Below are 13,469 nucleotides of genomic sequence, written 5' to 3'. Positions count from 1 at the left end.
ATTACAGTTCATGTTTTTTTGCTTAACTTGTTATTTAAAAATTAAAAAAGTAATAAATTAAACACTTAAGCGCGTTAATAATATTTAGGTAGGTATTATGAAAGGTACATATCCTATATGTTCTATTATTATATATTATTATATATAATATATAAGGTTTTACCTGAAACTGAGCTATACTCAAAAACCAGCTATAATCCTAGCTTTTAAAGCAATTAAGAAGTTTTTTTGAATTTCGAACTTAAATTACTCTTAACCCTTTAATATAGCCGGGTTTTTTCCTTTTTGAAGATTTCATTTTCCAATCTAAAATGGCTTAAACTGCCAAAAATCTATGTAATCTCGAATCTAAAGTGCTTAATTCACAAATAATTATTATTAATAACTTTACTAATGCAGCATTTTTGTGGATACTTCTTATAGACGGAAAATCTCTCCCATGGGTATACTGTAAACACGTTAAGCTCTATTAAAGTTTAATAGAAAAATCGTAATAAAAAAAATTTTAGAGCAATTCATATTTCGGACTGCATTTCTAGTATATATTGTTTAGAAAAGAGGTCATTTAGTGGGGTATGAAAGCTAATAGAAAGCGGAATTGTGCAAAATTTTTTAAAAAGTGAACAGTTTTTATAATTTTGGTGAATATATATAGTAAGGGAACAGTGTAAGTTTAAAGTTAGATGTTTTTATAATAAGGAGTAAAAGTGTTTTGGAAAAATTTCCCTCACTTCCGGAAAGATCGATAAGGGATCCGGTATACTATAGTAAATGGTACAGAAATATAAGCATCTCTTGAGTTATGTTAATAAGTGAACTTAGTTTATGCAGTAAGCAACTGTTATAAATTTTCTACCATATAAGTATATTTATTTATTAAAGTAAGCTTCAAAATGCAAATTATTTGGCAAACCTACCAAATAACCAGATGAACTTACAAAGAGAAATACAGGAAAATCAATACCTTAAAAGAATTTCAAATGGCAAATAAGATTTCATTTGGCAAAATTACCAATTGGCTCAAAGCTGCGTATATGGGGAGGTTTAGCCAAAATGTTAAATGGCAAATTTCTTTATATATAATATATATTACATACTATAAATATGTAATATATCAATGTGACAAAATAGAAGCATTATGATTATTTAATAGGAAGTTGACATAGTGAGAAAAATATTGTAGAATTACATTAGAGTATTTTGTCTTAAAAGAAAGAAAACCCTAAGAGCCTTCAATCTTACCTTTACTATAAACCTGAACTAACTTCCTTCACTTATTAATATATTTTTCAAGCTTTGCCAAGAGAACCACCTACTGCATTTTTTACTTCATGATAAGAGAACGAGACCGCAACCAATACAGCCTTGCTCAAAAACCTTTCAAACACTTAACTTTAAAAGGAGCTTCAACCTATGGTACAAGATTTTTTAACTGATGTCAAAGAAAAAAATACTTTAAATTATGATTTTAACAACGCTGTCTCACATTTAGAACCATTAGAGCAATTTGATGTAGAAGAAATAAAAAGACAACTATTATTAAACATCAGATCATGCCTTTCTTATTTATTTCCAAGAGGAACTTTTCATGGTGACAAATTTCAGATAGGTGATGTACAAGGTAATAAAGGCAAAAGCCTCAAAGTTGAATTAGCGTATGGCAAGGTCGGATTATGGATTGATTTTGCAACTGGGGACGGTGGCGACATTATTGATCTTTGGGCAGCTGCACATGGGAAAAACGCTAAAATAGAATTTGTTGAAGTAATTTCTTCGATAAGTGAATGGATAGGATGTAACAAGCGACCTACTAAAGAGCAAAAGAGAATAACTCAATGGGACTATCTCGATCAGGATAATCAGTTGATTGCCAGCAAATATCGTTATGATACTGCTTCAGGAAAAAGTTATCAACCATTTGATGCTAAAAAATCTACCTTTACTGCACCTGAGATCAGGCCTCTGTATAACATTCCAGGCATCACTAAATCTGATAGAGTGATATTGGTAGAAGGGGAAAAATGTGCTGAGCTACTCATAGAACAAGGGATCACTGCAACAACAGCAATGTTTGGAGCAAAAGCACCTATTGAGAAAACTGATTGGACTCCACTTAAAGGTAAACACATTATTATATGGCCAGATAACGATGATCCTGGAAAAGATTATGCTCAAGAAGCCGCAAAAAAGCTTTCTGGTTTTGGAGTTGCATCACTTTCTATTCTCAAGATTCCTCAAGATAAGCCAAAATCTTGGGATGCTGCAGATAGTGTGCTAGAAGGAATGAACGTTGAAGAATTTATCCTTAACAACAAAAGCCCTTATTCTTCAAGAAAGTCAAAAAGAATTGATACTACAGTTTGGACCAATATCCCTCCAGAAAGAAAGTGGGTTATTAAGGATTGGCTCCCTGTAGGAAGTGTTACAGCTCTTTATGGTGATGGTGGTGTTGGAAAATCTCTCCTTGCTCAACAATTAATGACAGCCGCTGCTTTTGGTAAACCTTGGCTTGGAATAGATCTGGAAAAAATAAAGACATATGGTGTGTTCTGTGAAGATGATGAAGAAGAACTTTGGCGTCGGCAATGCGCAATAAATGAATTTTATCAATCAGGTATGGAATCTTCTGATTTTCAGGATAATGTTGGCTTATGGTCACGAGCAGGGCACAATAATCAACTTATGGTTTTTAATAACAAAGATACTGGTCAATTAACTACGTACTTTCAAGAGTTACTTGAGGATATTGAATCGTTTCAGCCGAAGCTTGTGATATTAGATACAGCAGCAGACCTATTTGGAGGAAATGAAAACGACCGTTCTCATGTGAGACAATTTATTCAAGGTTGTTGTGGTCGAATAGCTCAAGCAATAAAAGGAGCTGTTTTATTACTTGCCCACCCTTCTGATGCGGGAATAATACGTAAAACTGGCACAGGCGGTTCAACAGCATGGAATAATACAGTAAGGTCTCGTTGGTATTTGACTAGACCAGATAAAGCTAATGCTTCTCCTGATGAGAGAATTTTATCGCGCAAAAAATCTAACTATTCGCAGTGCAATAACGGGCAAATGACACTTTACTGGAAAAATGGGGCATTTGTACATGACAATTCAGTTTTAAATTCAGAACCAATAATCAGAGATCAATATAGCAAAAAGTTGGATTTAGAACGGATGAGAAAACATGAGGTTATCTTGAGTTTAATTCGCAGTAGCGCATATCAAGGTAATATTTATACTGCTGGACAATTTGCAAAGCGTTTTGAAGGAGAAGAAGGGCTTGGCAGTGAGCGCAATATTAGAGAAAGAATAAATAATCTTGCAACTCTTGGACAGATTAAATTCTTTCGTAATGCTGCAGGATATGGGACCAATTCTAAATATGGATTTCTTTGTGTGCAGGATATGGAACTTAAAGTTTCAGTAGGAGATAAAGTAGAGCACAAGTTAATAAAGCCAACACATTACTATCTACAAGCAAATGGTGCAGTCTTGCCTATTAAAGATTTAGATATTTTGTGGTAATTTTTCAAAAAGTTTCTGAAAATAGCAATTACTTTTTTGTTACAAACAGCCTATGTTTTCATTTATTCAAATTTTCAGGATGTTGAGAACATTTAAGAGGGGTAAGTGAGTTTTCTAAAAAACCTTCATACAAAATTTTCTTTACAATAAATAACAATGACTATAGGGTTATGCACACGTTTATTCTATACTAATAGAATTAGTAAAAGTACCTTTTATTCAAATTTTAAAGGGCATTACAGATGCTAAAGAGGTACAATCGATGTGGGGCACACTAGCTTTAAAACTTAATTACAGGCTTTTTGGTGAATTAAGCAGTAGTTACCTTATTTAAAACAGAGTGGTCTAAGAGCCTGTACGTGATCTCTGAATATGGTAAGATGAGGTATAGTTGATATGAGGTAAACTATGAGGAATACATATCCAAGTGACATAAGTTGTGAAAAATTCGAAAAGATTAGACTAATTTTAGAAAGTGTGCGAAAGAAAACAAAGCCAAGAAGACTAGATTTATATGAGTTATTTTGCGGTGTGCTTTATGTGCTAAAAAGTGGCTGTCAATGGCGAATGCTGCCAAAAGAGTTTCCGAAATGGCGCAATTGTTACGATTACTTCAAGAAATGGAGTAAAAAAACGAATGAAGATAGAGAAAGTGTTCTAGAAATTGTATTAAAAAAAATTGGTTGGAGAGAACAGTGGTCGGAATACCAAAACAAGCTTCTGCATCATTGATGCCCAAAGTGTAAAAAATACCGATACTGCTGAAGAAAAAGGTTATGATGCTGGCAAGAAAATTTCAGGAATAAAACGTCACATTGCAGTAGATACGCAAGGTTTGCCGCACGCAATTTATATTACTACAGCTAATGTCGGAGATCGTAATGCTGCTGTGGAAATGATTTGTAAAGCAAGAAAAAATCTTTCCGAAGTTCAAAATATACTAGTTGATGCAGGTTATACAGGAGAAAATTTTGCAGCTCAAATAAAAACGACTATTGGTGCAACTGTTGAAGTAATAAAACGAAGTGAATTACATACCTTTGTTGTATTGCCAAAAAGGTGGGTTGTAGAGCGTTCTTTTGCTTGGTTGGAAAAGTGTAGACGGTTGTGGAAAAATTGTGAGCGAAAGCTCAATACTAGCCTACAAATGGTCGTTTTGGCTTTTACTGTTTTGCTCCTTAAAAGATTATGAACAGGCTCTAAGAGGTTTCATCAATAAAAACCATACTTGAAAGTAGCACACACTCAATTATAACTATGGGGCGTCTCTTTCTAAAATTTTACTTAAGAATTGCTACAGATGCTAATTTAACGAATTTTGTCTGTCCGATGGTAGTTATCTTCCTCTAGAAAATCAAAGTGGACTTTACATCTTACTAATTATAAATTAACTTACTACCTAATCAATTCCTGAGTTATGTATGAGTAACATTTTGATAATATTAGCAGCAGGAAAGAGCAGTAGAATGAATTCTGAATATTCAAAAGCGTTGCACCAAGTGGGAAATCTTACTCTTTTAGAACATATAATTTCTAATGCAAAATTGCTGAGTCTAAAAAGCTTATCAATTGTTGTTAACAACTCCCTTCTAAAAGATTTAGAAAAGTTTGATACCCTAAAAAGTATAATCGATCAATACAATATAAAACTAATAATGCAAGAAGATATTACAGGTACTGGCACTGCAGTTAAAATTGCTCTAGAAAATCTGGAGGAGTTATCTGATCAAGACATAGTTTTAATACAGTATGGAGATACTCCCTTTATATCTAGTGATACAGTTATGAAAATGATTGATTGTTTAAAGTATAATAATTTAGTTCTTCTTGGATTCAATAGTCAAGATGAACAATATGGAAGATTAGTAATTGATAATTACGGAAATGTTCAAAAAATCCTAAAAAATGGAGATAAAATGCTTCTTGCAAACTCTGGAATAATAGTTTCATATGCTAAAGATCTTTTTACCTTAGTAAAAGAAATAAAATTTAATAATTCGACCAATGAATATTGTCTTAATGATATAGTACCCATTGCAGCAAACAATAACTTGAGTGTAGGTTATGTAGTTTCTGATGAAAGAGAAGCAATGGGAGTAAATAATAAAGAGGATTTGATTAAAGCTGAACACTATTTTCAAAAAAAAAGGCGGCCAACTTTTCTTTCATAACTACATTTTCTTATTCATTAATTTAAGTTGACATTTGTTTTATACTGGTTTTATAATACCTTTTGATTCTTACTTGTAAGATAATTGGTACGACAAATTTTCCTAGTTGTAGTGAGAGGGTATACATGGGGATATTAATAACAGGTGCTGCAGGTTTGATAGGGTCAACCTTGGTGAAAAAGTTAGAAAACCAAGGTCATGAAGTAATAAGCTGCGATATTAGGTTTCACGGTAATCCACTCAGTTTTTTTTCAGCAGATATAGTACCACTACTTGCTCAGTGTACAGGAATCATTCATCTGGCTGCAATTTCTAGAGTTATACATGGTGAACTTTATCCTACACTGTGTCAAAAAATTAATGTTGATGGTACAATGCGGTTTTTAGGGTTATGTAAGTCACTTTCAAATAAACCATGGTTTATATATGCAAGTAGTAGGGAAGTCTATGGAGAGCAGAAGGAACTGCCAGTTACAGAATCTGCTAGTATCGATCCAATGAATAATTATGCAAAAGGTAAAGCATTTATTGAGAAGCAAATAACAAGTTCAAAAGATTTTAATGTAGCAATATTACGCTTTTCAAATGTATACGGTGGTTTACTAGATCATAACAGTAGAGTAATTCCTGCACTCTGTATTAACGCATTAAGAGGTGATCCAATTAAAATAGAAGGTAAAGAATGTGTTTTTGATTTTACCTATTTGGATGATGTTATAGAGGGTATATGCTTAACTGTTAAATATTTACAAAGCGAAAAATCTTCTCTTCCTGCTATTCATCTTACTACTAATAGCCCATGTACTTTAGAAAACTTAGCAAAAACAATATTAAAAGTCACGAAAAGTGATTCTAGAATTGATTTTTATCCTCCAAGAAATTTTGATGTAACTAAGTTTCATGGTGATTTTACTAGAGCTAAAGAGCTACTTGGTTGGTCTCCGAAACATTCATTAGAAGTAGGATTAAGTAAATTTATAAAAAGTCTACAAAACAATACACAAGAATATCCTAACAATATAGATATGGTAATATATGAAAATATTAAAAGTTATTCATGGTTACCCTCCTTATTATAGTGCTGGTTCAGAGGTTTATAGCCAAACTCTTGCTCATGAACTAGCAAATAACAATGAGGTACAAGTATTTACTAGGTATGAAAATAGCTTTTTACCTGATTTTTATTACACTACAGTCCTAGATAGTAGTGACTCTCGAATCTTACTGCATTTAATTAATATACCCACAGCTAAATATCGTTACAAATTTATCAATGAAGAAGTAGATATACAATTTAAAAGAGTAATAGATAACTTTCAGCCAGATCTTATACATTTTGGTCATCTTAATCATCTATCAATTACTTTACCAGAAATTGCTTTTAAAGAAAATATACCTACAATTTTTACGCTACATGACTTTTGGTTAATGTGTCCAAGAGGAAGGTTTATTCAACGCAATTCTGAAGATTTGTTACGGCTTTGTGATGGACAAAAGGATCAAAAATGTGCAACTCAATGTTACAAAGGATATTTTACAGGAGATGAAGAATTCCTGAATTTAGACATAAATTATTGGGAACAATGGGTTGCAACTAGAATGAAGCACACAAGGAAAATAATAGACTATATAGATTACTTTATTTCCCCATCAAAATTCTTGATGGATAAATTTACTCAGGATTTTAATGTTCCGATAAACAAAATTTCTTATCTTGATTATGGTTTTGATCTCAATCGTCTTAAGAATAGAAATAGAGCACAAGAAAAAGAGTTTATTTTCGGTTATATTGGTACTCATACTCCCGAAAAAGGTGTTAATCTATTATTGAAAGCTTTTTCTCACTTATCATCTAAAGCAAAACTTAGAATTTGGGGAGCAGCAAGAGAAGAAACTAAAGCTTTAAAAGTGATTGCCGATCAGTTTTCACCTGTTGTTAAAGAAAGAATAGAGTGGATGGGAAGTTATGATAATAAGAATATAGTTACTGACGTATTTAATAAAGTCGATGCAATAGTCGTTCCTTCAATTTGGGGTGAAAATTCACCGTTAGTAATACATGAAGCACAGCAACTTAGAATACCAGTTATAACAGCCGATTATGGTGGCATGGCAGAATATGTAAGAGATGGACTATTGTTTAAGCACAGAGATGCAAGTAGTTTATCAGAAAAAATGCAAGTCCTATCTACAAATCAGGAGTTATACAATAAACTTACCCAAAAAGGCTATCCTTATACTGAAAATGGAAATATACCTTCTATAAGTGAGCATACTGAAAAACTTAACAAGATTTACCGTAATGCTATTGAAAAGAAAGGCAAATCAGTAGCTTTGAAACCTGGTCCTTGGAGAATTACTTTTGATACTAATCCAGATTACTGCAATTTTGCTTGTATAATGTGCGAATGTTTTTCACCATACAGCAAAGTTAAAGAAGAAAAGAAAGCTAAAGGAATAAAACCTAAGATACTGTCGATAGAAACTATCAGAAAAGTAATTAAGGAAGCAGCTGGAACACCTTTAAGGGAAATCATTCCTTCTACTATGGGTGAGCCTTTAATGTATAAAAGCTTTGATGAAATAATCAATTTGTGCCATGAGTTCAACCTTAAGCTTAACCTCACAACCAATGGTTCTTTTCCTATTAAAGGAGCTAGAAAATGGGCTGAACTATTGGTACCAATTTTATCTGATGTTAAGATTTCCTGGAATGGGGCAACTAAAGAAACTCATGAAAGAATCATGAAAGGTTCAAAATGGGAAGTAGTGACAGAAAATTTAAAAACTTTCCTTGAAGTTAGAGATAAATACTTTAGCGATACAGGTGAAAGGTGTACCGTTACTTTACAATTAACATTTTTGGAAAGTAATTTACATGAACTCTATGACATAGTTAAGATGGCCATAAAAAACGGCATAGATAGAGTTAAAGGACATCATCTTTGGGCACATTTTGAGGAAATTAAGGATCTATCTATGAGAAGAGATGAGTTAGCAATTAGTAGATGGAATACAGAGGTGAGAAGGTTATATGAGCTTAGAGATAATATGCTATTACCAAATGGTAAAAAGATAAAATTAGAAAATTTTACAATTCTTTCTCAAGAAGGTATTAAGGATTTGGCTCCAGGTGGTCAATGCCCATTTTTAGGTAAAGAAGCATGGATAAACAATGAAGGAAAGTTTAGTCCTTGCTGTGCTCCAGATGAACTCCGTAAGACATTAGGAAATTTTGGTAATGTTAATGAGGTTAAACTCGAGGAAATATGGCAGAGTAGTGAGTACCTAAGCTTACAAAAGAATTATTTAAATTACAAATTATGCAAAACATGCAACATGAGAAAACCTTTGATCAATTAATCAAAGATAATCTTAAATCTATTAAAATTTCACCGTGTGAGAGGTTTCACGAGTTGCTAGGAAATCCTTTGTATGAAAATAGGTTTATAAAGGTTGGTAAATTTCATGAGCCTGGTCTTGCACCGGTTTATGATCAGACAGGTGCTTATCATATCAATGTAAGAGGAGAAGCAGTTTATCATAATAGATTTCTGAAAACTTTTGGATTCTACTTTAATAGAGCAGCCGTAGAAGATGATACAGGGTGTTACCATATTGATTCATCTGGATGTAGAGTATACAAACAGTCTTATCAATGGATTGGAAATTATCAGGAAGATGCTTGTGTAGTTAGAAGACATGATAAATGTTTTCATATTAATTTAAATGGCAACAGAATTTATCAGGAGGAATATGATTATGTTGGAGATTTTAAGGATGGTATCTCTGTAGTCTATAAGGATGGCAAAGCTACACATATTAATCATCATGGAAAGTTAGTACATAATAAATGGTATAAAAAACTTAATGTTTTTCATAAAGGGTATTCTATTGCAGAAGATCAACATGGTTGGTTTCATATAGATATTAATGGTGATCCTGTTTACCAGCAGAGATTTAAAATGGTAGAAGCATTCTATAATGGCATGGCAAAGGTTGAAACTTTTGAAGGTGTGTTAGGACAAATCAATATTACCGGAAATGTAAAGTTTAGTATTTTTGATTTAGGTAAAGAATCTCAAGTGCATAGGATTTCTGCAGAACTTTCAGCCTTTTGGAAAACTTACCTAACAAGCGTTGCTATTGAACTTGATTTGTTAAATATTTTACCTGCAACTATGCCAGTTTTATCTAAAAAGTTAAACATTATCGTACCAAATCTAGAAAGGCTGTTAAGGGCGTTGTGGGAAATAGGGTTTATTGATTACGATAAGGACAAGGACTTATGGCAACTATCATCAAAAGGTAAGTGTTTTAAGGAAATACCATTTTTGCCAAAAGCAGCAACGATGTGGGCAAGAGTTGCCGCTGAAAAGAATTGGTTAAAGATTGCTGATATACTAAAACAGGAGTCCATCTCTTCATTTGAATCTTTTAAGGAAAGAGAAGCATCAGAAGATAAGAAAATAGCGTTTTACCAAGCATTGCTAGGATATTCTAGATTTGATACTAAAGAGTTTAATTCTAGGATTAATATAGATGGTGCTAAGAATATATTGCTATTTGGTGTACACTCTTTATTTCTTGCTTATTCTGATATACACAATAAAGGTTCTATAGGCCTATATAACGAACATAAAGTACCAAGACAGTTAGTAGAAAATTTAAAAGTCAAACTTATAACTCAGGAAGAACTATCAGTTACAAATTATGAATTAGGTGTCTTTTGCCGCTTTCTGCAGCATTATGATGATGATAAAGTATTATCTTATTTAAAATTGGTCAAAGGAATATCTCGTATTTTATTGATAGAAACTATTTTAGATTACCGCTCTCCAACTGGAGGCTCTGTAGATATTAATGTAATGGTTGAAACAGGAGGTAAACTAAGAACATTAAGCGATTGGGAAAAAATATTAAAACAAGTAAAAGGATTCAAAATTTTTGCTGTTGTGCCTTTAACAGATTACTTATCAGTCATTGATGTCAGGTATTAATCATATGGAAATACTACAAAAAAATGGTTTTTTTATTATCAAAAATCTGGTTCCTTTAAAGCTAATAACTCAGTCTTTAAGTGATATAACAAATAAGATATCAGAGCTATCCCAAGAACTAAGTGTTTCAGCTTCTGACTACTTAAACTGTACCGGCAGATGGGGCACGTCATCTCAAGTAACTAGAATTATCTCTCAAGCATTAGATGAAATTATTAAAAATTACCTTGAAAAGTCACTTCAGTGTCAGATACTGCAGAAAAAATCAAATGTTATATGTAAAACTGCTGATTTAATAGATGCAGTTCCCTTCCACCAAGACATCTCCTATAGTTTCAATGATCCTTACCACTTTTCTGTTTGGTTAGCTTTGAATAATGTAAGTGAAACTTCAGGTGCACTGCAAATTATAGAAAACAGTCATAAATGGGAAATACAGCCTTTAGTTGATTTTTGGTACCCATATTTTTTTGATCAGTACTCAAATAATCGGGAAAATTACAAAATTAAGTCATTACCTATTTCAGCAGGAGATGCAATAGTTTTTGATTCACGGTTATGGCATGGTAGTGATAAGAATACAGATGCTAAAGATAGATTTGCTTATGTAACAAGGTGGATTATAAAAGATCAAGATCTTCCCTATGTGCCAAAACCTCAGCCTTCAGTTTTTGGTATACTCAATTGTGGTGAGTTAACAGAATCTGTACTGAGAGAATGCTTGTCATTGTTTTGCTACCAGGAAAGTATAAAAGTAAAAAACATGGAAGAACTTATCAAGAGCTGGTTAGCCTTTATTACAGACACAACTACAAATATTTCTGAGATCGACACTACTGAGGCTAAGCGAGATTTATATAAGCTACTTATTCTGAATCGAGCATCAGCACTACATGATGCTGGAGACATCTCAGGAAAAATATACAAAAATTTATGGTTTTCACTACTTGTATTTCTCAATAAAAAAGTCAACGTAGTGGAGCTAGCATTATAAATGAACAGAAGTAGAGTTGATAGCTTCAAATGTGTATTGATGTTCATCTTGAATATAGTATCTAAATTCAAACTTAATGTACTTATAATGTCTTTAGTTGCCCTGGTGGTAGCTGTTGATTTGTCTTTTAGAAAGTATTTAGTAAAAAATATTCTAGATACAGCTGTAAAATATCAGGAAGGTAATGTAATTGAGAATCTTTTATTACCTGTAAGCGCTTATCTTGGTATGGCATTACTTATCACTACTGCTTTTAGATTCTATGGCTATTTTGTTGACATTCGAATGTTTACCTTAATGCGTCAAAAGATAGCTGATATGTCTTTTTGTAGGCTACTCCAGCAAGACCATTCCTATTATCAGAACAATTTATCTGGAAGCTTAGTACATAAGGTCAGTAACTTAATGGATAGTGTGATAGAGTTAATAAGATTGCTTATAGATTGTTTTTTCGGTTACAGCATAGCATTAGTCTTAGCTATTTATACCTTATCATTAGTAAACATAAAATTTGCAATCGCTACATTCACTTGGGTAAGCATTTTTATTTTAGTATCGATTTTCAGCTTTCGTGTACTTACTGAACTAGCTGATAATTACTCTAAACAAAATTCACAAGTAATAGCTAGTATAGCAGATAGTATTTTAAATGTTATATCAGTAAGGCTATTTTCTCAGCAAGCACATGAGAGACACAAATTTTTTCAAATATGCAAGAAAAGAACTATTGCAGAGAGAAAATTACAATGGGCATACTTTTGTCTTTGGTTTATATATGGCTATTCATTTGATATACTCCAAGCAGTAAACTTGTACTTTTTAATTTATGACTATCAATTGAACAAGATCGCAATAGGAGATATAGCTCTTGTACTTGGAATTAATATATCGATTATAGAGTTTCTTAACCATCTAACTAGGAATCTTACGCAATTTTCTACTCATTTCGGCAAAGTTTCAGATGCATTGCCAATCTTAACTACCGTACCAGAAATTCAAGATAAGAAAAATGCTAAAGAATTAAATTTATTAAGTGGAAAAATAACGTTTAATAATGTTTCTTTTTCTTATGAAGGTCAGGAGTCATTATTTCAAGATTTCTCAGTTACCATTAATCCTTGCGAAAAAGTAGGTCTAGTTGGTTGTTCTGGAGGTGGTAAATCTACTTTTATAAACTTAATCCTAAGGCTATTTGATGTTAAAAAAGGTAATATACAGATTGATAATCAAATAATATCAGAAGTTACACAGAGTTCTTTGAGGCAACAAATATCTGTAATACCTCAAGACCCATTGTTATTTCATGATACTATTTTAGCAAACATCATATATGGTAGACTTCAATCTACTATCGAAGAAATAATGAGAGCTGCAAAGCTGGCTGGTATTCACGATTTTATTATGACTCTACCAGATCAATATGGAACTACAGTTGGAGAAAAAGGCATCAAGCTATCTGGAGGAGAAAGACAAAGAATAATAATAGCAAGGGCATTTTTAAAAAACGCTCCAATATTATTTCTTGATGAACCAACTAGTCAGTTAGATTCTATAACAGAAAAAACAATTCAAATGAGTTTATTCAAATTGATGAAAAATAAGACTACGATTACTATAGCACACCGTATTTCTACACTTTTACACATGGACCGAATTCTAGTATTTAACAAAGGAAAAATTGTCCAAGATGGTAAACACACTGAACTAGTTTCTAAGCAAGGTCTTTACAAGGAACTTTGGAATGCTCAAATTGGTTGTTTGAATGGCAAAAAATAA

Annotated in this window: 9 protein-coding genes; all 9 read left to right on the top strand. The window is 32.4% G+C overall.

Going from position 1 to position 13,469, the window contains the following annotated elements:
• Positions 1-980: 980 nt before the first annotated feature.
• The 9 genes from OOK97_RS05670 (at position 981) to OOK97_RS05630 (ending at position 13,469) form a co-directional block, all read left to right on the top strand.
• A complete protein-coding gene (locus tag OOK97_RS05670; RefSeq protein ID WP_264705145.1) occupies positions 981-1,142 on the top strand; it encodes a hypothetical protein in 162 nt (53 codons plus the stop codon).
• Positions 1,143-1,413: 271 nt separating this feature from the next.
• Positions 1,414-3,528: an AAA family ATPase gene (locus OOK97_RS05665; RefSeq protein WP_264705144.1), complete on the top strand. Its 2,115-nt coding sequence runs from the start codon at positions 1,414-1,416 to the stop codon at positions 3,526-3,528.
• Between the two features lie 408 nt (positions 3,529-3,936).
• A protein-coding gene (locus tag OOK97_RS05660) for an IS5 family transposase (RefSeq protein WP_406719900.1) occupies positions 3,937-4,720 on the top strand; the annotation gives its coding sequence in 2 pieces (ribosomal slippage) (positions 3,937-4,226 and positions 4,225-4,720; 786 coding nt in all).
• 229 nt (positions 4,721-4,949) lie between these two features.
• On the top strand, positions 4,950-5,699 hold the full coding sequence (locus OOK97_RS05655) for an NTP transferase domain-containing protein (protein WP_264705142.1): 750 nt from the start codon (positions 4,950-4,952) through the stop codon (positions 5,697-5,699).
• Positions 5,700-5,824: 125 nt separating this feature from the next.
• Positions 5,825-6,778 (top strand): NAD-dependent epimerase/dehydratase family protein, encoded by a 954-nt coding sequence (locus tag OOK97_RS05650; RefSeq protein ID WP_264705141.1) that lies wholly within the window; start codon positions 5,825-5,827, stop codon positions 6,776-6,778.
• A complete protein-coding gene (locus OOK97_RS05645; protein ID WP_264705140.1) occupies positions 6,735-9,062 on the top strand; it encodes a glycosyltransferase in 2,328 nt (775 codons plus the stop codon). The genes OOK97_RS05650 and OOK97_RS05645 overlap by 44 nt, the downstream gene beginning before the upstream one ends.
• The gene (locus OOK97_RS05640) at positions 9,023-10,699 is read left to right on the top strand and encodes a WG repeat-containing protein (RefSeq protein WP_264705139.1); all 1,677 of its coding nucleotides are present in this window, start codon (positions 9,023-9,025) and stop codon (positions 10,697-10,699) included. Before OOK97_RS05645 ends, OOK97_RS05640 begins: the two co-directional genes overlap by 40 nt.
• 4 nt (positions 10,700-10,703) lie before the next feature.
• Positions 10,704-11,693 (top strand): phytanoyl-CoA dioxygenase family protein, encoded by a 990-nt coding sequence (locus OOK97_RS05635; RefSeq protein ID WP_264705138.1) that lies wholly within the window; start codon positions 10,704-10,706, stop codon positions 11,691-11,693.
• A complete protein-coding gene (locus OOK97_RS05630; protein WP_264705137.1) occupies positions 11,694-13,469 on the top strand; it encodes an ABC transporter ATP-binding protein in 1,776 nt (591 codons plus the stop codon). It abuts the gene before it with no gap.

The organism is Wolbachia endosymbiont (group A) of Gymnosoma rotundatum (genome assembly GCF_947250765.1).
Lineage (GTDB): Bacteria > Pseudomonadota > Alphaproteobacteria > Rickettsiales > Anaplasmataceae > Wolbachia > Wolbachia pipientis.
This window is presented reverse-complemented; position numbering and strand designations above follow the sequence as displayed.

Coding starts and splice junctions, on each gene's coding strand:
- OOK97_RS05670 (WP_264705145.1), top strand. CDS start 981: ATGGCAAATAAGATTTCATTTGGCAAAATTACCAATTGGCTCAAAGCT.
- OOK97_RS05665 (WP_264705144.1), top strand. CDS start 1,414: ATGGTACAAGATTTTTTAACTGATGTCAAAGAAAAAAATACTTTAAAT.
- OOK97_RS05655 (WP_264705142.1), top strand. CDS start 4,950: ATGAGTAACATTTTGATAATATTAGCAGCAGGAAAGAGCAGTAGAATG.
- OOK97_RS05650 (WP_264705141.1), top strand. CDS start 5,825: ATGGGGATATTAATAACAGGTGCTGCAGGTTTGATAGGGTCAACCTTG.
- OOK97_RS05645 (WP_264705140.1), top strand. CDS start 6,735: ATGAAAATATTAAAAGTTATTCATGGTTACCCTCCTTATTATAGTGCT.
- OOK97_RS05640 (WP_264705139.1), top strand. CDS start 9,023: ATGCAAAACATGCAACATGAGAAAACCTTTGATCAATTAATCAAAGAT.
- OOK97_RS05635 (WP_264705138.1), top strand. CDS start 10,704: ATGGAAATACTACAAAAAAATGGTTTTTTTATTATCAAAAATCTGGTT.
- OOK97_RS05630 (WP_264705137.1), top strand. CDS start 11,694: ATGAACAGAAGTAGAGTTGATAGCTTCAAATGTGTATTGATGTTCATC.